Origin of the sequence: Actimicrobium antarcticum (assembly GCF_039536745.1) — a bacterium.
Classification (GTDB): Bacteria; Pseudomonadota; Gammaproteobacteria; order Burkholderiales; family Burkholderiaceae_D; genus Actimicrobium; species Actimicrobium antarcticum.
Window position 1 is genome coordinate 17,814 of record NZ_BAAAZE010000007.1, and the last position, 21,651, is coordinate 39,464.

At 59.8% G+C, this 21,651-nt stretch carries 25 protein-coding genes; 13 read left to right on the top strand and 12 right to left on the bottom strand.

From position 1 onward, the window contains the following. Window positions 1-125 precede the first annotated feature (125 nt). The 4 genes from ABD720_RS06330 to ABD720_RS06345 form a co-directional block, all read right to left on the bottom strand. Window positions 126-824, bottom strand: coding sequence for a nitroreductase (locus ABD720_RS06330; protein ID WP_344762421.1), 699 nt, complete (start codon window positions 822-824; stop codon window positions 126-128). Continuing rightward, window positions 821-1,279, bottom strand: a complete 459-nt coding sequence (locus ABD720_RS06335) for an acyl-CoA thioesterase (protein WP_344762422.1) — start codon at window positions 1,277-1,279, stop codon at window positions 821-823. Before ABD720_RS06335 ends, ABD720_RS06330 begins: the two co-directional genes overlap by 4 nt. Next, the gene (locus tag ABD720_RS06340) at window positions 1,276-2,121 is read right to left on the bottom strand and encodes a DMT family transporter (RefSeq protein ID WP_425547935.1); all 846 of its coding nucleotides are present in this window, start codon (window positions 2,119-2,121) and stop codon (window positions 1,276-1,278) included. The genes ABD720_RS06335 and ABD720_RS06340 overlap by 4 nt, the downstream gene beginning before the upstream one ends. A gap of 67 nt (window positions 2,122-2,188) precedes the next feature. Continuing rightward, the gene (locus ABD720_RS06345) at window positions 2,189-3,064 is read right to left on the bottom strand and encodes a histone deacetylase family protein (protein ID WP_344762424.1); all 876 of its coding nucleotides are present in this window, start codon (window positions 3,062-3,064) and stop codon (window positions 2,189-2,191) included. Between the two features lie 293 nt (window positions 3,065-3,357). Between ABD720_RS06345 and phaP the strand changes: the two genes are divergently transcribed. Next, window positions 3,358-3,927 carry a TIGR01841 family phasin gene (phaP, locus tag ABD720_RS06350; protein ID WP_344762425.1) on the top strand — a complete coding sequence of 190 codons (570 nt, stop codon included), beginning with the start codon at window positions 3,358-3,360 and terminating at the stop codon, window positions 3,925-3,927. A 227-nt stretch (window positions 3,928-4,154) separates the two neighbouring features. Here phaP and ABD720_RS06355 read toward each other — a convergent pair whose 3' ends face one another. After that, window positions 4,155-6,713 carry a DUF349 domain-containing protein gene (locus ABD720_RS06355; RefSeq protein ID WP_344762426.1) on the bottom strand — a complete coding sequence of 853 codons (2,559 nt, stop codon included), beginning with the start codon at window positions 6,711-6,713 and terminating at the stop codon, window positions 4,155-4,157. 369 nt (window positions 6,714-7,082) lie between these two features. Here ABD720_RS06355 and ABD720_RS06360 point away from each other — a divergent pair, with 369 nt between their 5' ends. The 8 genes from ABD720_RS06360 (at window position 7,083) to ABD720_RS06395 (ending at window position 14,134) form a co-directional block, all read left to right on the top strand. Further along, window positions 7,083-7,931 (top strand): urease accessory protein UreD, encoded by an 849-nt coding sequence (locus ABD720_RS06360; RefSeq protein WP_344762427.1) that lies wholly within the window; start codon window positions 7,083-7,085, stop codon window positions 7,929-7,931. A 20-nt stretch (window positions 7,932-7,951) separates the two neighbouring features. Next, the gene (locus tag ABD720_RS06365; RefSeq protein WP_322124785.1) at window positions 7,952-8,254 is read left to right on the top strand and encodes an urease subunit gamma; all 303 of its coding nucleotides are present in this window, start codon (window positions 7,952-7,954) and stop codon (window positions 8,252-8,254) included. A 15-nt stretch (window positions 8,255-8,269) separates the two neighbouring features. Next, a complete protein-coding gene (locus ABD720_RS06370; protein WP_344762428.1) occupies window positions 8,270-8,578 on the top strand; it encodes an urease subunit beta in 309 nt (102 codons plus the stop codon). A gap of 8 nt (window positions 8,579-8,586) precedes the next feature. Beyond that, entirely contained in the window at window positions 8,587-10,287 is a 1,701-nt protein-coding gene (ureC, locus tag ABD720_RS06375) for an urease subunit alpha (RefSeq protein ID WP_344762699.1), read from the top strand. A 13-nt stretch (window positions 10,288-10,300) separates the two neighbouring features. Beyond that, on the top strand, window positions 10,301-10,840 hold the full coding sequence (gene ureE / locus ABD720_RS06380; protein ID WP_344762429.1) for an urease accessory protein UreE: 540 nt from the start codon (window positions 10,301-10,303) through the stop codon (window positions 10,838-10,840). Between the two features lies 1 nt (window position 10,841). Further along, entirely contained in the window at window positions 10,842-11,522 is a 681-nt protein-coding gene (locus tag ABD720_RS06385) for an urease accessory protein UreF (protein ID WP_344762430.1), read from the top strand. Window positions 11,523-11,579: 57 nt separating this feature from the next. Next, window positions 11,580-12,200, top strand: a complete 621-nt coding sequence (ureG, locus tag ABD720_RS06390) for an urease accessory protein UreG (RefSeq protein ID WP_344762431.1) — start codon at window positions 11,580-11,582, stop codon at window positions 12,198-12,200. A gap of 122 nt (window positions 12,201-12,322) precedes the next feature. Then, entirely contained in the window at window positions 12,323-14,134 is a 1,812-nt protein-coding gene (locus tag ABD720_RS06395) for an NEL-type E3 ubiquitin ligase domain-containing protein (RefSeq protein ID WP_344762432.1), read from the top strand. A gap of 60 nt (window positions 14,135-14,194) precedes the next feature. On the opposite strand, the gene ABD720_RS06400 is transcribed toward ABD720_RS06395, so the two are convergent. Genes ABD720_RS06400 through ABD720_RS06420 form a run of 5 tightly spaced genes read right to left on the bottom strand, consistent with a single transcriptional unit; the run spans window position 14,195 to window position 18,606 of the window. After that, window positions 14,195-15,007, bottom strand: coding sequence for a competence/damage-inducible protein A (locus ABD720_RS06400; RefSeq protein WP_344762433.1), 813 nt, complete (start codon window positions 15,005-15,007; stop codon window positions 14,195-14,197). A 4-nt stretch (window positions 15,008-15,011) separates the two neighbouring features. Next, entirely contained in the window at window positions 15,012-15,839 is an 828-nt protein-coding gene (locus ABD720_RS06405) for an EI24 domain-containing protein (protein ID WP_344762434.1), read from the bottom strand. Then, entirely contained in the window at window positions 15,839-16,822 is a 984-nt protein-coding gene (locus ABD720_RS06410; protein WP_344762435.1) for a sterol desaturase family protein, read from the bottom strand. The genes ABD720_RS06405 and ABD720_RS06410 overlap by 1 nt, the downstream gene beginning before the upstream one ends. Further along, on the bottom strand, window positions 16,819-17,586 hold the full coding sequence (locus tag ABD720_RS06415) for a polysaccharide deacetylase family protein (protein ID WP_344762700.1): 768 nt from the start codon (window positions 17,584-17,586) through the stop codon (window positions 16,819-16,821). The genes ABD720_RS06410 and ABD720_RS06415 overlap by 4 nt, the downstream gene beginning before the upstream one ends. Before the next feature lie 54 nt (window positions 17,587-17,640). Beyond that, window positions 17,641-18,606, bottom strand: coding sequence for a YVTN family beta-propeller repeat protein (locus ABD720_RS06420; RefSeq protein ID WP_344762436.1), 966 nt, complete (start codon window positions 18,604-18,606; stop codon window positions 17,641-17,643). 227 nt (window positions 18,607-18,833) lie between these two features. On the opposite strand from ABD720_RS06420, the gene ABD720_RS06425 reads away from it, so the two are divergent. The 4 genes from ABD720_RS06425 (at window position 18,834) to ABD720_RS06440 (ending at window position 20,226) form a co-directional block, all read left to right on the top strand. After that, complete coding sequence (locus ABD720_RS06425; RefSeq protein WP_344762438.1) at window positions 18,834-19,190, top strand: FKBP-type peptidyl-prolyl cis-trans isomerase; 357 nt, start codon at window positions 18,834-18,836, stop codon at window positions 19,188-19,190. A 107-nt stretch (window positions 19,191-19,297) separates the two neighbouring features. Next, window positions 19,298-19,648, top strand: a complete 351-nt coding sequence (locus tag ABD720_RS06430) for an FKBP-type peptidyl-prolyl cis-trans isomerase (RefSeq protein WP_344762701.1) — start codon at window positions 19,298-19,300, stop codon at window positions 19,646-19,648. Between the two features lie 3 nt (window positions 19,649-19,651). Then, window positions 19,652-19,858, top strand: coding sequence for a hypothetical protein (locus ABD720_RS06435; RefSeq protein WP_344762439.1), 207 nt, complete (start codon window positions 19,652-19,654; stop codon window positions 19,856-19,858). Window positions 19,859-19,971: 113 nt separating this feature from the next. Continuing rightward, the gene (locus tag ABD720_RS06440; RefSeq protein WP_344762440.1) at window positions 19,972-20,226 is read left to right on the top strand and encodes an acyl-CoA-binding protein; all 255 of its coding nucleotides are present in this window, start codon (window positions 19,972-19,974) and stop codon (window positions 20,224-20,226) included. Window positions 20,227-20,261: 35 nt separating this feature from the next. On the opposite strand, the gene ABD720_RS06445 is transcribed toward ABD720_RS06440, so the two are convergent. Both ABD720_RS06445 and ABD720_RS06450 read right to left on the bottom strand, forming a co-directional pair. Further along, window positions 20,262-20,546: a polyhydroxyalkanoic acid system family protein gene (locus ABD720_RS06445; RefSeq protein ID WP_344762441.1), complete on the bottom strand. Its 285-nt coding sequence runs from the start codon at window positions 20,544-20,546 to the stop codon at window positions 20,262-20,264. A gap of 4 nt (window positions 20,547-20,550) precedes the next feature. Further along, on the bottom strand, window positions 20,551-21,537 hold the full coding sequence (locus ABD720_RS06450) for a 2-hydroxyacid dehydrogenase (RefSeq protein WP_344762442.1): 987 nt from the start codon (window positions 21,535-21,537) through the stop codon (window positions 20,551-20,553). Window positions 21,538-21,651 lie beyond the last annotated feature (114 nt).

Here is a 21,651-nt window from a genome sequence, read left to right on the forward strand (position 1 = left end):
AAATTAGGAGGTTAGCGCAAACAATTAACCTGTTTTCGCATTCACAATCGCCTGTCAATTCCAGGCCGGCAGCACGGGTATTCCGGCACTACCGGCCAACATCTGCCAACCACCGCCTTTCGCGGCTATTCGTCGAGAAACTTCACGAAGCCATGTGCCGGCTCGCGTTCGGTGATCAGCGAGTTTTCAATCTTCTGCTGGTCGGCATAGCCGAGCGACATGGCGCAAACAACCATCTGGTTGTCGGGGATCTGCAAAACCTCGGCAATGATCCGGTGATATTGCGTGAACGCGGCTTGCGGGCAGGTATCGAGTCCGCGTCCTTTGGCCGCCACCATGATGTTTTGCAGGAACATGCCGTAGTCCAGCCACGAGCCTTGTTCCATGCTGCGATCGATCGTGAATACCAGGCCCACCGGCGCATCAAAAAACTGGTAATTGCGCCCATGCTGGGCATGCATGCCCGCCTTGTTATCGCGCGTCAATTGCAGCAACGCATACAAATCCCAGCCCACCTTGCGACGACGTTCGATGTACGGCGAGGCCCATTTGAGCGGGTAATAATTGTATTCCTCGACGTGCTTCGCCGCTTCTGCGGGATCGTCGTGGGCAGCCAGAATGGCGGCTGACAGGCGCTGTTTGATCGCGCCGGTCAACACGTAGACTTTCCATGGCTGGATGTTGGTACCGGACGGTGCCCGTGCGGCGACTTCCAGCAAGCGTTCGATGTCTTCCCGGGCGACCGGGTCTGGCAGGAAGGCGCGGATCGAACGGCGCGAGGTGATGGCATCGTCGACGATGTGCTGTTGCGGAGTCTGGATCATGCTGGGCCCATGGAAGTGGAAGGAAGTTGTATGGAAAGGAGTAACTGGCGCATCGACGCCGGAATGGCGACAGGACGACGGCTGATACGATCGACATAGACATGGACCAGGTGGCCCTGGGCTGCAGCCTGGTCATCGTCTTCACGGAAAATGCCGACTTCGTAGCGCACGCTGGATGTGCCCAGATGGGCAACCCGCAAGCCGGCGGTCACGCGCTCCGGAAAGGCGACCGATGAAAAATAATTGCAGTGTGTTTCGATGACCAGTCCGATCACCGGACTGTGTTCGAGATCCAGCACGCCACCATGAATCAGCAGCGTATTGACCACCGTGTCGAACCAGCTGTAATACATGACATTGTTGACGTGACCGTACGCGTCGTTGTCGCTCCAGCGGGTCGTGATCGGCTGGAAATGCAGATACGCGCTGCGCCGCCCTGCTTCGGCCCGGCTCATTTCTTCACCACGAAAAACACCCCGGCGACCGCCAGCAGCATTCCGGCCATGCCGATCCAGCTGAACTGTTCACCGAATGCGATCCATGCCATCAGGGCGGTGGTCGGCGGTGTCAGGTAGAGCAAACTGGTGACGCTGGTTGCCGCGCTGCGGCGTATCAACGCAAACAGCAGGAAGATCGCACCGATCGACAAGGCCAGCACCGACCACAGCAGCGCACCGATGAAGCTAGGGGTCCACTGCACCGTCGTCAGGGCAGGCGAAAAATCTTCGAACGCGATCGCGAACGGCATCACCACCAGTGCCGATGCCGCGAACTGGATGATGGTGCCGGTACGCAAGTCAAAATGCGCGCAATAGCGCTTCTGGTAGAGCGTACCTATCGTGATCGAGACCAGCGCCATCAGGCACAGCAGGATGCTGCCGGTGGACAGCCCGATCAGGCTGATCTTGTTGGCCACCACCAGTCCCACACCGCACAAGCCCAGCGCCAGGCCGAACCATTGTTTGCCGCGCACCGACTCGCCGATCAGCGGCGCGGCAAAGGCGGTCAGGATCGGTTGCATACCGACAATCAATGCCGACAATCCCGCCGGCATGCCGAGCTTGATGGCGCACCAGACGCCGGCAAGATAACCGGCCTGCACCAGCACCCCCGCCACCGCAACATGCCTGATCCGTCCCACCGGCCACGGCGCACGGAACAGCAAGACCAGCGGAATCAGTACCAGCAGCACGCCGGCAAATCGCAGTAACAGGAACGTCAGCGGCGGCGCGAACGGCAAACCGAACTTGGCGACGATGAAGCCGGTGCTCCAGAGCAGGACAAAAAACCATGGCATGGCGGCCAGGAGAGGTGAGGCGGCGAGCGCGGTGGCTGGCGGAGTCGAAGTGTGGGTCATGGAAGAGTCAGCACTGCGCCGGCAATGGCGCAAGCGGTTGTTCGGACCAGCGTGCCGCAAAACTGGCAGCAATGGCGACGGTTTGCAAATGAACTTCAACGGTGTCCGTGATCTGTTTTCCATAGCCACCAGCCATCGTGATGGCGACCGGAATGCGGCGCTGGTGCGCGCGCTCCAGCACCATCCGGTCGCGCTGCGCGAGGCCGTCCAGCGTCAGGCGCAGACGCCCCAGCCGATCGCCTTCATGCGGATCGGCGCCAGCAAGAAAAATGAACAGTTGCGGATCGAAGCGGGAAAACAGCGTGTCGAGTGCGTCCGACAGCGCGGCCAGGTAGACGGCATCGGTGGTGCCGTCTGGCAAAGGCACATCGAGGTCACTCATGGCTTTTGAAAATGGATAGTTGTTTTCGCCATGCAGCGACAAGGTAAACACCGAATCGTCACGCGCCAGAATGTCCGCCGTGCCATTGCCCTGATGAACATCCAGATCGATCACGGCGACCCGACTGGCACGTCGCTCGGCCTGCATCAGGCGGGCGGCAATGGCGGCGTCGTTGAAGACACAGAAACCTTCACCGTGTGCAGCGTGGGCGTGATGGGTGCCACCAGCCAGGTTGAGTGCAACGCCATCGGAAAACGCGGCCCGACAGGCGGCAATGGTGGCGCCGGCAGAGCGGCGCGAACGCTCCACCATGTCGTGCGACCACGGAAAACCGATGCGCTTTTGCTCCGCATCCGATAACGCGCCAGCACTGACGCGGCGGATGTAATCCGGATGATGTGCCAGCGCGAGCACGCCGTCGGTGGTGGTTGGCGCTTCCTGAAATGTCAGTCCGGGGGCAGCACCGGACGCACCTTCGCGCAACAACCGGTATTTTTGCATCGGAAACCGATGCCCGGCCGGAAGTGGCAGAACGAAGTGATCGCAGTAAAAAGCTTGCAAGACTGAAAAGCCCCGGAAATAAACAAGACCGCGAGTTTAGCATCGGCATGACTTCCGCCGCCGGGGGGATTGCGTTGACGCATTCCAGAAGGAAACATCCTTGAAAAACGCGCCTACGACCATCGAAATAGTCTTGACAGACCATCATCTGCCCTTAAAATGACTCCGCTGCAGCGCACAAGATTCGCGCTACTACCTTTAAGGCAGAACACATCTATCCACCAGGAGAAATCATGTTTTCTACACCAGAACAATTTTCGGCTGCGACAAAATCGGCGTTCGAATCCCAATTTTTAATGATGTCCACCTTGACGCAAAAAGCATTTGCAGGCGTTGAAAAGCTCGTTGAACTGAATCTCTCGGTAGCCCGCAGCGCCATGGATGAGTCGAGCCAGACGATAAAAACCCTGGCCTCGGCAAAGAGCCCGCAGGAATTCTTTTCGTTGAGCACGGCACAATCCAAGCCCGGCTCGGAAAAAGCCATGGCCTATGTCCGCGGCGTCGCCAGCATTGCCTCCGAAGTCCAGGCTGAAATCACCAAAATTACCGAATCGCAAGTCGCCGATGCGAAGCGCAACGCTGCAACGCTGATGGACGAGATGAGCCGTGCGGCACCAGCCGGTTCTGAAAACATGGTCGCCATGTTCAAAACGGCACTTGGCAATGCCAACGCCGGGTACGAGAAAGCGACTGCGTCCACCAAGCAGGTCGTGGCCAAGATCGAAAGCAATATGGATGAAGCGATGAAGACCGTCGCTGTGGTTGCTGAAAAAAGCACGACCCTGCCAGCGACCAAAAAGTAATTTCGACGAAGGGTAATTGCTGTCGATGCAATATTGCCCGGGACCGCGCAGTGCGTCTTGTTTTCAGAGACGCTGATGCGCGCGTAACGGCGCAATCCGTCGATCGGGCTCAGCCCTCAAGCCGGCACTCTGCCTCAGTAAGCATGCAATGCCCCGCGCGCAAGCCTCGGGGCATTGTCATTTGCAACCGGCATCTTACCGAAAAGCAAGACCTCGCGGCACGCCGACTAGCCGGCGACCAGCTTCTCAAGCACCCGCTGGAAACGCGCTGCCATTCCCGCATCGACAAGCGCCGGCAATCCGCACAGGAGCAGCACGCCAGCCTGCCCGGTTACCACTTTTTGCCCTGATTTCAGCGATGCCTGCAAGACGTCTACCTGCAACCGCAACCGCTCACGCGCCAGTCCGGCGGGGCTATCGAGCGACAACAGAATCTCGAAGCGCAGCAATTCCAGCGCGAGCACGTCACGGTTAGCGGACAAAGTGGCGGCATACGCATCATCAGCGTTGGCTGCGGCGATCCGGGCCTGTTCAAAGCGCTGACCAAGGACACGTTCGAGCGGCGCGGCCAGCGCCGGAAGCGCTTGCCATTGCCCAGCCATTTGCGCGATACCCGATGTATCTTCGCCGTTTGCCACTGCGGTTTCGAGTTGCTGGCAGAGTTCTAATTTAGCCTGGAGCGCCAATTGCGCGGCGTTGTCCCGGCGATGTCTGACGGCATCGATCTGACGCTGCACAACTGCGGAGGCAGCGCGATAACGTGCTTCCAGTGCCTCCTCGGCGGCACGTGGCACGGCACCGGCACGACCCCAGGCAGCTGCGGTCTCGCGCAGCAGACCGGCAGCGTCGGAAACAGGCTCTGCGCCGGCGCTTTCCAGCACGATACACAGAGCTTCACGCGTCTGCAGATTCTGCTGCCGCTCCGCATCGGCACCGGCCGCAGCTTCCTTGCGCTTGGCAAAGGCGGCATCGCAAGCCGCCCGAAAACGCACCCACAGCGCCTGCTCGTCGTTGCGTTCCAGCGGCAACCCGCGGGCGCATTCCTGCCAGCGTTCCTGCAATGCGCGCAATGTGTCGAGAGCGCCGCGATCGGTCGCCGACAGGCTGGCCGCATCGCCAATGAGCTGTTCGCGCAGCGCGATTTCAGCGGCGCGCACCACGCTGAGCGGCTCGCGCAAACGCTGCATCGCGTCATTGAAGGCGGTATCCAGTTTTTTCTTTTCCTTGCGCTCGGTCGGACCGAGCTTCTGCCAGGATTGCACGTGACGCTGGCAGGACAACGCCACGACTTTCCAGTCCGGCTCGGCGGACGCGGCGAGTGCATCGGCCTGAAGATGAATGCCGGCAACCAGCTCTGCGGCCAACGCCAGATTTTTCTGGCGCTCTTCGGCCAGCTTGCCGAAGTGCTCGGCGACCGGCGCGTAGGCGCTGGTGCAGGCGGTGTCAAAACCGTGCCAGAGTTCTTTGGGCGCCGGGCCAGCAGACAGGTCAAGCGACTTCCAGCGCTCGCGCAGGCTGCCGATTTTTTTGGCCAGCTCGCCGATGGCGAGTTCTTGCGCGGGCAATGCCTCGGCAGCTTTTTGCAATTCTTCCCGCGAGACGTTGCCGCCCCAGCGTGCCCAGCCCTGCAGTCGTCCCAATTCGGCCCGCAAGCGCGACAGCTGCGCACCTTGCGCATCGGTCAGGCGCAAGGTGGCGAGGTTGAGTGCACGAACTCGTTTGTCGGCTTCGGCGGCAACTTGCAGCGAACCCTCGTCGAGGGCCTGCTCCATCGCCTGCAGCGCGGCCAGAAAGATGCGTTTTTGTTCCGATTCGGGAATTGCGGAGGCGCTCGGAGTGGCGGATTTAACAGGTTGCGCGGCTGGCTCGATGACTGGCTGCGCGGCCACGACCTGCGCAAGTAGCGCAGCAAAACGTTGCTCGACCAGCTGCTCAGGATCGGTGAAGGCTGGCAAGCCGTTCCAGCTGCGTCGCAGTACCGCTTGTTGCAGCGACTCGGCTGGCGCGGCTTCCCATTCGTCGAGCAAGCTGCAGCGACTGGCGCGCGCAGCATGTTGTTGTTCGATGGCAGACAAGGAGGAGCGCAGTTCCCGTGCCGCCTGTTCGCACTGCGCGAGCAACTGCTTCGGTAGCGCGCTGACCTCGGGTGATTGCTGATAACCGGCGATGTCGGCATCGAGCGAGGTCAGCACAAGACGCAGTGCATCAGGTGTGAATTGGGCTGCCTGCGCGGGCAAGGCGCGCAAGCGCGCCAGTGCATCCATCGCGCTGCGCTGCAGGGTGGCTTGCGCGACCAGACGGTCAGCCAGCGCGGTACGGATCGCATCAAACTCCTGCTGCACCGATTCCGGCACGGCGGTCAGGGCCTGCCAACGACGATCGAGCTCACTGACCTGATTCGGTGTCAGGCGGGTGTCGGCCAGCACGTGCGACGCATCGGCGATGCAGGCGCTGGCCAGCACCTGCAACTTGCGCTGCGACTCCAGCACATCAAGTCGGGTCTGCATTAGCTTTGCAACGCGGCGATCGGTATTGCGCATGGCGGCCAGCACGGTGTGCAAGCCGGCGACCGACTGCACCGTTTGCGCAGCTGTTAGCCGGGCGTCGGCAAAGTCGCAGGTGAGCAAAAACGCGATGCTGGCCGCTTCATCCTGTTGCAAGGTCCGGGCAAGGGCAAGCGCTGCGTCGCGTGCGGCGGTTGGCGGTGGTGATGTCTGGGCTATCACCGGAGCAGGAACTGACGGAGCGGATTTTTTTGGCTTGCGCTTGAAGAGGAAATCGAACATGTGTGGCGAGCCCGGAGCAGAAAAAGGGCTCCATCATAACAATGGATTGACGGCAGCCGCTGTGGATTGTCACGCTATGGATCGGGCATTGCACTGCGGCAGTGCATACAAGCACAAGAATAAGGAAGTCGTGACCGGATGCACCAGCAAAACGCATCGCTGCACTGACATCAGGCATGGCGTCAGCGATGGACATTGCCGGGGTGGCATCGGTGTTGGCACCGCGGTTGGCACCGTAGTTGGCACATATACTGCTACCCGTTCTGCAACCATCGGTCACCCTCCCCCGCACTCTTCAACCAATGTATCTCCACAGGGCACCATGTTACGTTCGACCCAACTGAAATCACGCCACGTGGCTTGCACCTGATGACCGGACTCACTCCGATTGCACAGTCGCTGCTGCGCAACCACTGGCAGGCGCGGCTCTCGCTCGGCTTCGCCAACGATGCAGGCACCACCCGCCTGGTCGAGCGCAGCCATGTCGGGCCGTTGCGGGTGCAAAAAGCGCTGTATCCCGAGCATCCGTCGGTCTGCCATGCCATCGTCGTGCATCCGCCCGGCGGCGTGGTCGGTGGCGACCAGCTCTCAATCAATGTGCAGGTGGGCGTCGATGCCGCCGCGTTCATCTGCACCCCCGGCGCGGCCAAGTGGTATCGCGCCAATGGTCATGTCTCCGGCCAGACCGTGCGCCTGGAGGTGGCGGCAGGCGCATCAATGGAATGGCTGCCGCAAGAAACCATCTTTTTCAATGACGCTCATGTTGTGCTCGACAGCGCGATCGACCTGCAGGGTGACGCGACCTATATCGGTTGCGACATCCTGTGCTTTGGCCGCACTGCCTCGGGCGAACGATTCAACCGCGGCATCGTCCGCCAGCGCAACACGATCCGTCGAGACGGCAAGCTGATCTGGTTCGAGCAGGGTCGTATCGATGGCGCTGACGCTGTCATGCACAGCCCGCTGGGCCTGGCCGGAAAAACTGTCTGCGCCACGCTGCTGGCCGCCGGCACCACGCTGTCACCCACCGCACTGACTGCGCTGCGCGAGGCACTTGGCCCGCTGGCCGGCGTGACACAAACAAAAACCATCCTCGTCGTACGCCATCTGGGCGACTCCAGCGAAGTCGCCCGCAGTCTGATGATGCAGGCCTGGCAGGCCTTGCGCCCGCTGCTGCTGGCGCGCGACGGCGTCATCCCGCGCATCTGGAATACCTGAACTTTTAACTAGGCAAACCCATGGACCTGACTCCCCGAGAAAAAGACAAGCTGCTGATTTTTACTGCCGCCCTGCTGGCCGAACGGCGCATGGCGCGCGGCGTCAAACTGAATTATCCGGAAGCCATTGCGCTGATCAGCGCGGCCATCATGGAAGGTGCACGCGATGGCCGCACCGTGGCCGAACTGATGTCCGCCGGCACCCGCATCCTGACCCGCGCCGACGTGATGGACGGCATCGCCGAGATGATCCCCGACATCCAGGTCGAAGCCACTTTCCCGGACGGCACCAAGCTGGTCACCGTTCATCAACCCATCCCATAGACCACAGAGGCCGCCATGATTCCAGGTGAAATGCTGATCGAACCCGGCGAGATCGCCCTCAATGTCGGTCGCCGCACGGCCAGCATCGTGATTGCCAACAGCGGCGACCGGCCCATCCAGGTCGGCTCGCACTTCCATTTTTTCGAGACCAATCCGGCGCTGCAATTCGACCGCGACGCGGCCTACGGCATGCGCCTCAATATCGCGGCCGGCACCGCGATTCGCTTCGAGCCGGGCCAGCAACGCACGGTCGAACTGGTCGACCTGGCCGGGTCGCGCGAGGTGTATGGCTTCAATGCCAAAGTCATGGGAGCACTAAAATGAGCTCACCACTGAGTTCGATGAGCCGCAAGGCCTACGCCGAGATGTTCGGCCCCACCACCGGCGACCGTGTGCGCCTGGCCGATACCGAGTTGTTCATCGAGATCGAAAAGGACTTCGCCACCTATGGCGAAGAAGTCAAGTTCGGCGGCGGCAAGGTGATCCGCGACGGCATGGGCCAGTCGCAACGCAATCACGCCGACGTGATGGATACCGTCATCACCAACGCGGTCATCATCGACCACTGGGGCATCGTCAAGGCCGACATCGGCCTGAAGAACGGCCGCATCGCCGCCATCGGCAAGGCCGGCAATCCGGACATCCAGCCGAATGTGACGATGGCCATCGGCGGCGCCACCGAAATCATCGCCGGTGAAGGCATGATCGTCACTGCCGGCGGCGTGGATTCGCACATCCATTTCATTTGTCCGCAGCAGATCGACGACGCGCTGATGTCGGGCGTGACGACGATGCTGGGCGGCGGCACCGGGCCGGCTGCCGGCACCTCGGCCACGACCTGTACGCCGGGACCGTGGCATCTGCACGCGATGCTGTCGGCTGCCGATGCCTTCCCGATGAACCTGGGATTTCTGGGCAAGGGCAATGTCAGCCTGCCGGTGCCGCTCGAAGAACAGATCCGCGCCGGCGCGATCGGCCTGAAATTGCACGAGGACTGGGGCACTACGCCCGCCGCCATCGACAATTGCATGAGCGTCGCCGACCGCATGGATGTGCAGGTCGCGATCCATACCGACACCCTGAACGAAGCCGGCTTTCTGGAACACACGCTGGCGGCTTTCAAGGATCGCACCATCCACACCTTCCATACCGAAGGTGCCGGTGGCGGCCATGCGCCGGACATCATCGCCGCAGTGGGCCAGGCCAATGTACTGCCGTCGTCCACCAATCCGACCCGACCGTACACCGTCAACACGCTCGATGAACATCTCGACATGCTGATGGTCTGCCACCACCTCGACCCGGCGATCGCCGAAGACATCGCCTTTGCCGAATCACGCATCCGGCGCGAGACAATAGCGGCCGAAGACATCCTGCACGACCTCGGCGCGATCAGCATGATGTCATCGGATTCGCAGGCGATGGGCCGGGTTGGCGAAGTGATTTTGCGCACTTGGCAAAGCGCGCACAAAATGAAAATCCAGCGCGGCGCGCTGAAAGAAGACAGCAGCCGCAACGACAATTTCCGGGTCAGGCGCTACATCGCCAAGTACACGATCAACCCGGCGATCACGCATGGCATCAGTCATCTGGTCGGGTCGATCGAAGTCGGCAAACTGGCCGATCTGGTGCTGTGGAAACCGGCGTTTTTCGGCGTCAAGCCATCGATGATTTTAAAAGGCGGCATGATCGCCGCCGCGCTGATGGGCGACCCGAATGCGTCGATCCCGACACCGCAGCCGGTGCATTACCGCAAGATGTTTGGCGCGTATGGCGGTGGCCTGAAAACCTCCTTCACGTTCGTCTCGCAAGCGGCAATGGATGACGGCATCGGCGACACGCTGAAGTTGAACAAGACGCTCTTTGCCGTCAAGAACATGCGTCACCTGCGCAAGTCCGACATGATCCATAACGGCGCCACGCCGACCATGGAAGTCGACTCCGAAACCTATGAAGTGCGTGCCGATGGCGAACTGCTGGTGTGTGAACCGGCCAAGGTTCTGCCGATGGCGCAGCGCTACTTTTTATTCTGACCTGAAGCCACTCATGCTGACTCTTAACTCCCGCATTGACCATGCCGACCAGATCGATGGCGAGCTGATCCTGCCCTTCGAACTGCGCGAAAAAAGCCGCTTGCGCGCCACCCTCGCCAGCGGTGAAATCGTCGCCGTCTTCACGGTGCGCGGCACCGTGCTGCGCGATGGCGATTTGCTGCGCGGTGACGATGGCCGCGTCGTCAAAATTACCGCGTCTCCCGAAGCGACCTGCCGTGTCGATTGCCCGACAGCGCACGACTTGCTGCGTTGTGCTTTCCATCTCGGTAACCGGCACACGCAGGCGCAAGTTGGCGATGGCTTCCTGCGGATTCGTGCTGATCCGGTGTTGAAGGAAATGCTGCAGGGATTGGGCGCGAACGTGACCGAAGAACTGGCACCGTTCGAGCCGGAATCCGGCGCCTATGGTGGCGGGCATTCACACCGTGACGACGGCAATCCGCTGGCGCCGATTCCGCTGCGCCAGCGCATCCACCGGCCGGCGCAGGTGGTCGACAAAGCCATCGACAAAACCACCGACAAGGCCAGCTAGCATGCAGGCCACAGCCCTGCTCCACTTGCTGCAACTGGCAAGTCCCTCGTTGCCAATCGGCGCGTACAGCTATTCGCAAGGGCTGGAAGCAGCGATGGAAAGCGGCATCGTGACTGATGCCGCCAGCGCACGCGCGTGGATCGTCGACACCTTGCATCATGTGGTCGCGCGCTTCGAAGCACCGATCGTGTGGCGCTTGCTGCAGGCATTTTCTGCGCGTGACGATGCGGCTGTCGCGCGCTGGACCGAGCAATTCATCGCTGCGCGCGACACCGCCGAGTTTCGCGCCGAGACGATCCAGATGGGCTATTCGCTGGGCAAACTGATGGCCGATTTGCAGATCGATGACGGCGGCTTGCTGGCCATTTTGCAGGCGCAGCCGGAAATTCCGTTGCCGACGGCGTATGCGTATGCCGCGGTTGCGCTGGCAGTCCCGGCAGACGCTGCGTTACTCGGGATGCTGTTTTCGTGGGCCGAGAATCAGGTGCTGGTGTGCGTGAAGTCAGTGCCGCTCGGGCAGGTTGCGGGACAGCGTTTGCTGTTGTCGCTGCAACCGGAACTGGCGCTGGCGGCTGCAGCAGTCAGCACGCTGGCCGATGACGACCTGTCGAGCTGGTCGCCGGGATTGTCGTTGCTGTCGATGCTGCATGAAGTGCAGTACAGCCGGTTGTACCGGTCGTGAGCGTGACCATCGCGTACGTTGTGCGTTCTCTCCGTTCTCTCTTAACCCCCTACTGAATTGATCATGACTACTTCCAATCCTTTACGCGTCGGTATCGGCGGCCCCGTCGGCTCCGGCAAAACAGCCTTGTGCGAACTGCTCTGCAAGCGCATGCGCGACCAGTACGACATGGCCGTCATCACCAACGACATCTACACCAAGGAAGACATGGAGATCCTGCTGCGCGCCGATGCGCTGCCGGCAGAACGCCTGATGGGTGTCGAAACTGGCGGCTGTCCGCATACCGCCATTCGCGAAGATGCCTCGATCAATCTCGAAGCCATCGCCCGCATGAGCGCCGAATTTCCGGACCTCGATCTGATCCTGATCGAGTCCGGTGGCGACAACCTGGCCGCGACCTTCAGCCCGGAACTCTCCGATCTGACGATTTACGTGATCGACGTCGCCGGCGGTGAAAAAATCCCGCGCAAGGGCGGCCCCGGCATCACGCGTTCGGACCTGCTGATCATCAACAAGACCGACCTCGCCCCGTATGTCGGCGCCAACCTCGATGTCATGGCGACCGATGCCAAACGCATGCGTGGCGAACGGCCATTCGTGTTCACCAATTTGCGCAGCGGCGATGGCGTCGAGAAGGTGATCGAATTTATCCGGCGCGAAGGCTTGATGGAGTCCTGAGCAAGGCCGGCGCGGCGCAGTAATGGACGGCAGCACAAATGGAAAGGAACCATCTTCCTGGCACGACTACCCATGTTGGTATCGTTCCTTGCAACGAAAAATCCAACTGTTTTGCGCCCAACATGAAAATATCCATTCCATTTACGCAATTCGAGATCCGGGGTCATCGCCCTACCCCGACTGGCAACAATGTCACGGACACGGGTAGTTCTGGCAAGCGCACCTTCCTGCCGCTGAAATTGAAACGCCGGCCAGACTGGGCAGTGCTGCACGAGTGGGCGGAACAAGGTCCGCCGGGAGAGTCGGCAGAGCGTCGCGCTGTTGCCAAACGCATCACCAATTTCGTGAAGGACCCGACACAAACTTCCCTGAGTTTGTATAGCTATTCAACCATTACCCGACTTCCCCCCTTTCCAGCCAAACTGCAGCGGCTGGACCTGGTCAATTGTGAAGGCCTGACCCATCCGCCTGATTTGACAGCCTGCAAAAACCTGATCGGTCTGGATCTGCAGAATTGCAAAAATTTACGCTCGCCGCCGGGGTTAGCCAGCTGCACGAATCTCAAACTGCTTAACCTTACTAATTGTCGCAGTCTGGAGACCGCCCCCAATCTGGAACTGTGCAAGGATCTCGATACGCTTGAGATGGCTAAATGCCACGGCCTGCTTGTGGGACCTGACTTGTCAGCTTGCACCAAGCTGAGATTTTTCAATCTTTCGGACTGCGCCAGCATGGGAACATTGCCTGCGCTGGGCGCGAAACCGATGCTGCGCGAACTCAACCTGGCGAGCACTCCGCTACAGGCACTGCCGGCAGGATTACTGGAACTACCTCAAACCTGTAGGGTGGCCATCGACCTGAGGAGCATTCCGTTCTCACACGTAGAGGACTTGCGAGCCGCACTCGGGCAACCTGGCTATGCGGGTCCCGGGATAACAATGCCGAACAACTACAGCAGCACACGCCCTTTGGCAGAACAGGTCAATTTCTGGCGCAACGAAGCCAACGGCAGGGCGACTGCCGTGCAGGTGGACAACTGGCACCAGTTTCGTACTGAAACACACGCCTCCTGCTTCACTGAATTTCTTTCACGTGTGCGCGAAACCAGCGATTACAGCAAAGGGTCGACGGAATTGAAACAGGCCACACAACAGCGCGTCGTGACATTACTCGAGCGGATGCAGGACGATGCGCAATTGCGCGGCGCTTGCTTCAACCTGGCTTCCGATGCCATCGAAACCTGCGGGGACCGCGTCGCCTTGCGCTTCATGGATATGGAGACGATGTGCAACGACAGGAAACTGGAGGTCGACATCCGTAATGGCGTCTACGACCAGGACCCACAAAAAGCCATCGATCAATTCAAGGGGCAATATCGCTTGCAGGTACTGGAGGAGGAAGCCAACAGAAAAGCAGGCACTCCCGGATTTACCGACGAGGTTGAAGTCAAGCTGGCCTACCTCACGGCCTTTGGCAAAAAACATGCTCTTCCGGTACACATCAGGACCATGCTTTATCCCCGCTGCGCAGCCCTGACAGACGAGGACAAGGACATCGCCAGACGCAAAATCTCGAACGAGGGTCTGCCACCCGGAGAACAACAGGCTAACGATCGCGCATTCCGGAAATTCCTGGCAGGCTCGCCGCTGATGCGCACCCTGCTCAATCGCTGGGACAAAGACGGGATGACGGCAGCCCATGCGCAGGCAGCCGTCAAGCTGGACAGCGCCATCGAGAAAGCCGCAAATGATCTTGATGGATTGATGGAGGAGGCGGCTGCGTGCGGCCTGGATATGGCATCACCCGCATTCAAGGCGCGATGTGATGAGGTTGCACGACAGCGGGCGACAGCGCTGGTAGAAATTCCGGCCCGGGCAACGCAACCGGTGATGCAGCGATTTGTGATGGAGCACCAGCTTGACGTTAACTTGTAGGCGCGTTTGCAGTCATGCTTGCAGCGGCGTTTTTAGCGACACTGGCCACCACGTTTTTCATTACCTCGCCGAATCCGTCAGGACATACTCGACCGACATCTGGTCAAGCGCCGCTAACATCCGTGCGAATGCGCTGGTCGCCTGCTCCGGTTCGCCCTTGACGCCGAGTTCGATGTGCCGACGCGTGTTGGCATCACCAACGCTGGGCAAGCTGAACACTTTCACCAGCGGATAATCGTTTTCGATTTGCTCCATCAACGGCGTGAGTGTCGACTCCATCGAGCCATAGACCAACGCAGCTTTTTCCAGACGCGGCACCTGATGGAACAGGTGGCTGTAATGCGTGTCGAGCACCCATTCAATCATCGGCCATGCCATGACCGGAAAGCCCGGTACGAAATAATGCGCGCCGCCGTCACCGGTCAATAATGAAAAGCCGGGGATCTGGTTAAACGGATTCGGGATGATGGACGACCCTGCCGGGAATTCGCCCATGTGCAGGCGATGCAGGTTTTCCGGTGCCGACAGGTTCAGTTCGGTACCACTTTCGCGGGCCATGTCGATCATCCGTTGCTCGATCAGTGCCTTGGCTTCGGGATGCTGGACCAGTGGCGTACCGAATGCGGCCGAAGCGCACTGGCGGGTATGGTCATCCGGGGTCGCACCGATGCCGCCGCACGAAAAGACGATATCGCCGGTAGCCATCGTGCGTGCCAGCGTGGCGGAAATGCGGCTGCGTTCGTCGCCGACATATTCGGCCCAGCCGAGTTGCAGGCCACGCGCCGAAAGCAGCTCGACGACTTTGGGAAAATGTTTGTCAGCACGTTTTCCGGAAAGGATTTCGTCGCCGATGATAATGAGTCCGATGGCCATGGTGTCAGTCCGGTTGGATGGTCGAAGTGGAATGGGAAGTAGCCAGGCGCTGACGTGTCAGCGCAGCCAGGCAGTAATGCTGGAACCACAGGCCGGTGAAGACGAACACCAGCACGTACAGCCAGATCGACAGCGCCGCCAGCACCGGAAAAAACACCACCGAGAGCGCACCGCCCAGCCACAGCAAGGTCGGCATTGCACCCATCGCGCCGGTGATTGCCCCGATCAGCAGCAGCGGCCATTTGTGGTCGCGCAGGATGGCGTGTAATTCGATCGTGTCCGCATGCGCCGACAGCGCATCGTAGGCCAGCACGCGGTAGGTCAGCCAGCCCCACAAGACGGGCTGCACCAAAAATCCCAATGGCGGAATCGCCGATAACGGCAAGGTCACCAGCCACAACAACAGGAAGATACAGAATGACGAGAACGCAATCCACAGACTGCCGAGGATCGATCCGCTACCGCGCTGCTCCAGCGTCGGGAAGCGTCGGCTGGCCACGTGCTTGACGATGACCGGCATCGCCAGGGTGCCGATGAACACCAGCGCAGTCAGTATCATCAGCGGCAGCAACACCCACATCGCCAGCAACGGCACGATCACGGTTTTGATCGCGCCCAGACCGAACCAGCCAAGCACATTGCCGACGATGCGAAAGCCGTCGTTGTCCAGAAACCAGCTGTGCACCCAATCGATCAGCGGCTGAAAGCCCAGCCACAGCACGACACCCCAGATCACCACCGACAGCAGGAATGGCATCAGCGTCAGCAACAGCATTCGTGCATGCAATTGCGACCAGACCGCACGGAAAAAAGACGCCAGGACAGGATGCATCAGGTCGTCGGTCTGTCGAAGCCGGTCATGCGCTTCAGGCCGAGCCATTGCTGCGCCCAGAATCCGCGACCGTAGTCCCGGCCGATACCGGCAGGTGCCGGAAGCTGGTCACGAATACCGGTCGGGCCGAATGTTTTGCTGAAATTTGCGGTACGAAACAGGATGTCCCACACCGGAAACAACACGGCAAAGTTGTGTCCGCCGAGTGTGCCTTTGCCGGCACTTTCATGGCCGACGCCGATTTCGTGATGCAGCCGGTGATAGCGCGGCGAGACCAGCAGCCGCTCGCCCAGCCAGCCGAAATGCAGTTTGACATTCGCATGTTGCAGGCTTTGCAGGATGCGCGAGGCCGCCACCAGCAGCACGTACTGGCCGGGTGGCACGCCGATGGCCAGCGCGATCACCGCCATGTAGATATCACGCATGAAATCATCCAGCAGGTGATTCCGGTTATCGCTCCACAGATTCATGTTCTGCTGGCTGTGATGCAGGCCATGCAGGCCCCACCACCAGTTGACCTGATGTTCGCCACGGTGATACCAGTAATCGAAAAAATCCAGCACGATCAGGTAGAGCAAAAAGGTCACCAGCGGCAAATTGGTCACGCCGGGCCAGAGGCCATCGAGGTTGATCGGACGGACACCTTCCAGATGCAGCAGGCCGGTCAGGTGGTCCATCAGCGGATCGAGTATGAAGAACACGACTACCGTGAAGGCACCAAGGCGATGGATCGCGGTATACAAAAAATCGGTCCAGCGGGCGCGTTTGTCGGTCATCACCTGCGCCGGGATCAAGGCTTCGAGCGGACGCAACAGCACGAACAACAACAGCAATTCGAGCACGCCGATCAGCAACCACTCGGTGCCTTCGAACGCCTGCTCGGTGAACTCACCGAGCCCGGTCATGTAGATGACGGGTTCGATGACGCTCTGGAACAGCCAGCCCTGGGCTTGCCCGAACAGATCGACGAGGGTGGCAATCATGATGCTGACTCCGGGGTGCGCAGATGCTGGCGATACAGCGGATGGTCACGCAGCGTCGCAAAGCAAAACCCTTTTTGTTCGAGACCGCTGAGCAATGGCTCCAGCACTGCTGGTGCCCACGGGTCCTGACGCGACCAGATCCCCAGATGCGCCATCAGGATATCGCCATCCTTCAGGCCGGTCAGTGCCTGTTGCAACAACTTGGCATTCGGCCAGGTCTGGCTCGGCAATTCATCGCCCGAGAATCCTGCCGGTGCCCAGCCGACATGGGCATAGCCGCAGGCGGCGCCGGCAGCGCGCAAGTTGGGTGTGAGCTTGCCACCGGGAGCGCGCCACAAGGTGTCGAGCTTGCTGCCGGTGAGTTCATGGAAACGGCTGGCGACACGGTTGAGTTCGTCGCAGTATTGGCGGCTAGTCCAGCTGACTTTTTTGCCGGCTGACGCGCCGAATTGCGGCTTCATCTCGATACGTCCATCGGGCAAATCGCGCTGCACATAAACGTGATCAAAGGTATGCGTGCCGAATGCGTGGCCTTCGGCAACTCGGGCTTTCCAGTACGGTGCCCATGCAGGATCGAGCGAAAAGTCACCGTTGACGGTCTTTTCATTTGCCAGGAAAAAAGTCGCTTTTGCGTGATGTCGCTTGAGGGTTGCGGCAATGAAGTCCGCCTGCGACTGACTGCCGGTATCGAAGGTCAGAAAAATCGTGCCTTTGCAGGAGCCAGCCGCTGATACGTTTGCAGCAGCGGCCAGCATCAGCGCCATGCCTGTGGTTCGCATCGTCCCGATAACGCAATTCATGATCACGCTCTCTCCAGGTTATGGCGCCGACCGGTTTGCGAAAAACACGCCATGCGGCGAGCGCCCGACCGGAATCGTCTTGATGACCTTGCGACTGGCGACATCGATGACCGCGACTTTCTTGATCCAGCGCAGTGTCGCCCAGAGCGTCTTGCCATCGGCGGTCAACTCCATGCAATCCGGACCGCCCGGCACGTTGATCGTGCCGACATTTTCCAGTTTGATCATGTCGATGATATTGATCGTGTTCGAGACGCGGTTCGAGACGAAGGCATGACGGCCATCACTCATCGATCTGAAATTGTGGGCACCTTCGCCGGCCTTGATGCGCTTGATGATTTTTTGCGTGCGCCAGTCGATGACTTCCACCAGGTCGCTGCCCATGATTCCGACCATCAGGTATTTGTCATCCGGGGTCAGCATGATCCCGGCCGGCAGTTTGCCAACGGGCATGGTCCACTTGACGGTTTGCGTCGCGAGGTCGATCGCACTGATTTGATCGCTGCCCTGCTGGGTGATGAAGACCGTGCTGCTGTCGGCGGTGAACGCCATGTGGCTAGGCAATTTTGCCAGTGGCACGCGCTTGGCAAGTTTCAGGTTCTTGCCGTCAAAACGGTAAAAATCGACCCGGTCAAGCCGCAACGAGTTAGAGACGAACCATTTCTGGTCAGGAGAAAATCCAATCTGGTACGGATCGGCGATATCGTTGAGACGACGCTGGATTTGTCCGCTCAGCGGATCGAGGAAGATCAGCTCGTCGCCGGTAGCGCTGGCCACGATCAGGGATTTGCCATCGGGAGTCGCCATCAAATGATGCGGCTCTTTACCGACTGGAAATGTCTCAAGGACCTCGTAGGTCGCCTGGTCAATCAGGCTTACCGTCGCATCACGCGAATTCAGGACGACTACCGTGGAGGCCATGGCCGGCATGGCGCACACCATGGCAATGACAACCGCACAACTACTGCCAAAAAGACGAAACATGAGTCCCACTTGAGAAGGTTGAAAACGTTGCATATTCTACCGCGTCGGCCAGCACGCCAATTAGTTAAATCCGGTCCGGCGTAGTCGCGTTCAACGCAACAGAAAAAAGCGTGACCGGCCTGCTACAATCCCACGGCGTTTTACAGCACTGTTTTTAATGCTGCTGTAATTGGTCACTGTATCGATCATCGTTGATACCGCTTCAATCACTCATTCCAGGAAAAATCATGTCCCTCACCATGTTGGCCTCAGGCCTGCAATACGAAGATACCGTTGTCGGCACCGGCGACGAAGCCAAAGCAGGTAACCACGTCAGCGTGCATTACACCGGCTGGCTGCAAAAACCGGACGGCACCGCCGGCAGCAAATTTGATTCCAGCAAGGACCGTAACGATCCGTTCAATTTCCCGCTGGGCGCAGGCCACGTCATCAAGGGTTGGGACGAAGGCGTACAGGGCATGAAAGTCGGCGGCGCACGCACACTGGTGATCCCGTCAGCACTCGGCTATGGCGCACGCGGTGCCGGCGGCGCGATTCCGCCGAACGCCACGCTGATTTTCGAAGTCGAACTGCTCGGCGTATGACGATGAACCTCCAGCGGACCTGCGCAAGCGCCCTGCTGTCGATGGCGCTGATTGCCGGAGCCAGCCAGGCGGCTGACGTCGCGGCACCAGCCGCCGATGCCAAAGCGATGGTCACTACGCCATCCGGCCTGCAGTACAAGGACGTCAAGCTCGGTAGCGGCGCACCAGCCAAAGCCGGTGCCAATGTGACCGTGCACTACACCGGATGGCTGCAGAATCCGGACGGCAGTGTCGGCAAAAAGTTTGATTCGAGCCGGGACGCCAACCAGCCGTTCAAGTTTCCGCTGGGTGGCGGTCGCGTGATCCGTGGCTGGGATGAAGGCGTGCAGGGCATGCAGGTTGGCGGACAACGCCGACTGGTGATTCCGGCAGCGCTCGGATATGGACAGCGCGGTGCCGGTGGTGTGATTCCTCCTGGCGCAACGCTCATTTTCGATGTTGAACTGCTCGGCGTCTAAAAAATGACGACGCTCGCGACAGCGGTGCTGACTGCGTTCATGCTGTGCGGCGCCGTGAATGGCTGTGCGGTGGTCGCAGTCGGCTCGGCTGCCGTGTCGGTGGCGAGCACGGTGGTAGGTGTCGGCGTGACCGTCGGTTCCGCGGCAGTGAGCGTGGCCGGCAGCGCCGTCAAGGGCACCGTCAACCTTGCCAGCGCAGCGGTCAACTGACTGCTGCGCTGGCAACGCCGTTTCAGTCCTGGCGGATCCTGGCCAGTCGGCGGCAATCTGCGCCGACTTGTTCAACACCGCGATCCCTTTTTACTTTCCCCAAGGATTACACGATGACCTTGCAAGCCCAATTCGACCAGACCCTGGCAGACTCGAAAAATCTTGAAGAACGCCCCGACAACATGACATTGCTGAAAATGTATGCGTTATACAAGCAGGCCAGCAGCGGCGATGCCGAGGGCACACGCCCCGGTTTTACCGACATGGTTGGCCGTGCCAAATGGGATGCATGGGATGCACTGAAAGGCACTGCCAAGGATGCGGCGATGCAGCAATATATCGATCTGATCGCCGATTTGCGGGCGTAATATTGCTCTCAAATCAGCCTGCTGCGCAAAGTGGATCAGGCGTCGATTGCGAACACCTTGGCCATGTTGCGCGTAACTTTTTCCTGGATAATTGGAGCGAACGACTTCAGCATGAAGCCCAATGTGATGTCCAGTCGGGCTTCCGTGTCATCGATCGCCAGTGTCCCTGCGACGCCACTGCGATTGAAGGACAGCACATTGCCCTCCCAGGTGCTGGTGATGTCATAGTCGGAAGCCATCTTGTCGGCCACGCTTTGGGCAGCCGCCATTGCGCTGGCTTTAGACATTTGGTGCGACTGGATAATACTGATATCGGCCATCACGTCATCCTTTCTTGGCAGCGTCAGGATTCAGGCAATTCGGCGGCATTTGACCGGCGAGTGCTGCCATCAAATTCTCTACCGCACATTTAGCCATCGCACGCCGGGTTGGCGCCGAGGCACTGGCGATGTGCGGTGTCAGCACGACATTCGGCAAGCTCAGGAAATCGGGATTGAATGCGGGCTCGCCTTCGAAGACATCCAGGCCGGCACCCATGATCCGCCGTTCGCGCAATGCGGCGATCAGCGCGACATCGTCGACAATCCCGCCACGGGCAATATTAACCAGCGTCGCGGTCGGCTTCATCAGCGCCAGTTCGGCAGCAGCGATCGTATGGTGGGTCGCAGCGGAATACGGCAGTACCAGAATCACATGGTCGGCCTGGCGCAAGACATCTTCTTTGCTCAGGTAGGTGGCATCGTTGGCGCGGGCTTCCAGCTCAGGCGCCAGGCGCGACCGGTTGTGATACACCACCTTCATGTCGAAACCCATCGAGCGTCGGGCAATCGCCTGGCCGATACGGCCCATGCCGATGACGCCCAGCGTGCTGCCGTGCAGATCGGCACCCAGAAAACCATCGTAGCTCCATTGCTTCCAGTGACCGGCACGCAGCCAATGCTCGGATTCGGTGACGCGACGTGCGGTCGCCATCAACAGCGCCCAGCCGAAGTCAGCGGTGGTTTCATTGAGTACATCGGGTGTGTTCGTGACGAGGATACCGGCCTGGGTCGCGGCATCGACGGCGATGTTGTTGTAGCCCACGGCGATGTTGCAGATGGCTTTCAGTTTCGGGGATGCGGCGATGACCTGCGCACTAACGGCCTCGCTGGCCGTCACCATGATGGCATCTTTGTCGCGCATTTTTTCCAGCAGGACATCGGGGGAGAAAATGATATCGGCCTGGTTCGATTCCACATCGAATTGTTGCTCCAGACTTGCGAGGATATCGGGGAATATCGCGCGGGCGATCAGGATTTTTTTCTTGGTCATGAGGACGGGATTTGTTGGGGAGAGGTCGGCGCGAGAGGAACTTGCGACTTTGACTGAAGTCGTATTCTAGCTTAGGTAATATCGATGGAGTCATGTCTATGCTGGAACATGTGC

Coding starts and splice junctions, on each gene's coding strand:
- ABD720_RS06330 (WP_344762421.1), bottom strand. CDS start 824: ATGATCCAGACTCCGCAACAGCACATCGTCGACGATGCCATCACCTCG.
- ABD720_RS06335 (WP_344762422.1), bottom strand. CDS start 1,279: ATGAGCCGGGCCGAAGCAGGGCGGCGCAGCGCGTATCTGCATTTCCAG.
- ABD720_RS06340 (WP_425547935.1), bottom strand. CDS start 2,121: ATGCCATGGTTTTTTGTCCTGCTCTGGAGCACCGGCTTCATCGTCGCC.
- ABD720_RS06345 (WP_344762424.1), bottom strand. CDS start 3,064: ATGCAAAAATACCGGTTGTTGCGCGAAGGTGCGTCCGGTGCTGCCCCC.
- phaP (WP_344762425.1), top strand. CDS start 3,358: ATGTTTTCTACACCAGAACAATTTTCGGCTGCGACAAAATCGGCGTTC.
- ABD720_RS06355 (WP_344762426.1), bottom strand. CDS start 6,713: ATGTTCGATTTCCTCTTCAAGCGCAAGCCAAAAAAATCCGCTCCGTCA.
- ABD720_RS06360 (WP_344762427.1), top strand. CDS start 7,083: ATGACCGGACTCACTCCGATTGCACAGTCGCTGCTGCGCAACCACTGG.
- ABD720_RS06365 (WP_322124785.1), top strand. CDS start 7,952: ATGGACCTGACTCCCCGAGAAAAAGACAAGCTGCTGATTTTTACTGCC.
- ABD720_RS06370 (WP_344762428.1), top strand. CDS start 8,270: ATGATTCCAGGTGAAATGCTGATCGAACCCGGCGAGATCGCCCTCAAT.
- ureE (WP_344762429.1), top strand. CDS start 10,301: ATGCTGACTCTTAACTCCCGCATTGACCATGCCGACCAGATCGATGGC.
- ABD720_RS06385 (WP_344762430.1), top strand. CDS start 10,842: ATGCAGGCCACAGCCCTGCTCCACTTGCTGCAACTGGCAAGTCCCTCG.
- ABD720_RS06395 (WP_344762432.1), top strand. CDS start 12,323: ATGAAAATATCCATTCCATTTACGCAATTCGAGATCCGGGGTCATCGC.
- ABD720_RS06400 (WP_344762433.1), bottom strand. CDS start 15,007: ATGGCCATCGGACTCATTATCATCGGCGACGAAATCCTTTCCGGAAAA.
- ABD720_RS06405 (WP_344762434.1), bottom strand. CDS start 15,839: ATGCATCCTGTCCTGGCGTCTTTTTTCCGTGCGGTCTGGTCGCAATTG.
- ABD720_RS06410 (WP_344762435.1), bottom strand. CDS start 16,822: ATGATTGCCACCCTCGTCGATCTGTTCGGGCAAGCCCAGGGCTGGCTG.
- ABD720_RS06415 (WP_344762700.1), bottom strand. CDS start 17,586: ATGGCGCTGATGCTGGCCGCTGCTGCAAACGTATCAGCGGCTGGCTCC.
- ABD720_RS06420 (WP_344762436.1), bottom strand. CDS start 18,606: ATGTTTCGTCTTTTTGGCAGTAGTTGTGCGGTTGTCATTGCCATGGTG.
- ABD720_RS06425 (WP_344762438.1), top strand. CDS start 18,834: ATGTCCCTCACCATGTTGGCCTCAGGCCTGCAATACGAAGATACCGTT.
- ABD720_RS06430 (WP_344762701.1), top strand. CDS start 19,298: ATGGTCACTACGCCATCCGGCCTGCAGTACAAGGACGTCAAGCTCGGT.
- ABD720_RS06435 (WP_344762439.1), top strand. CDS start 19,652: ATGACGACGCTCGCGACAGCGGTGCTGACTGCGTTCATGCTGTGCGGC.
- ABD720_RS06440 (WP_344762440.1), top strand. CDS start 19,972: ATGACCTTGCAAGCCCAATTCGACCAGACCCTGGCAGACTCGAAAAAT.
- ABD720_RS06445 (WP_344762441.1), bottom strand. CDS start 20,546: ATGGCCGATATCAGTATTATCCAGTCGCACCAAATGTCTAAAGCCAGC.
- ABD720_RS06450 (WP_344762442.1), bottom strand. CDS start 21,537: ATGACCAAGAAAAAAATCCTGATCGCCCGCGCGATATTCCCCGATATC.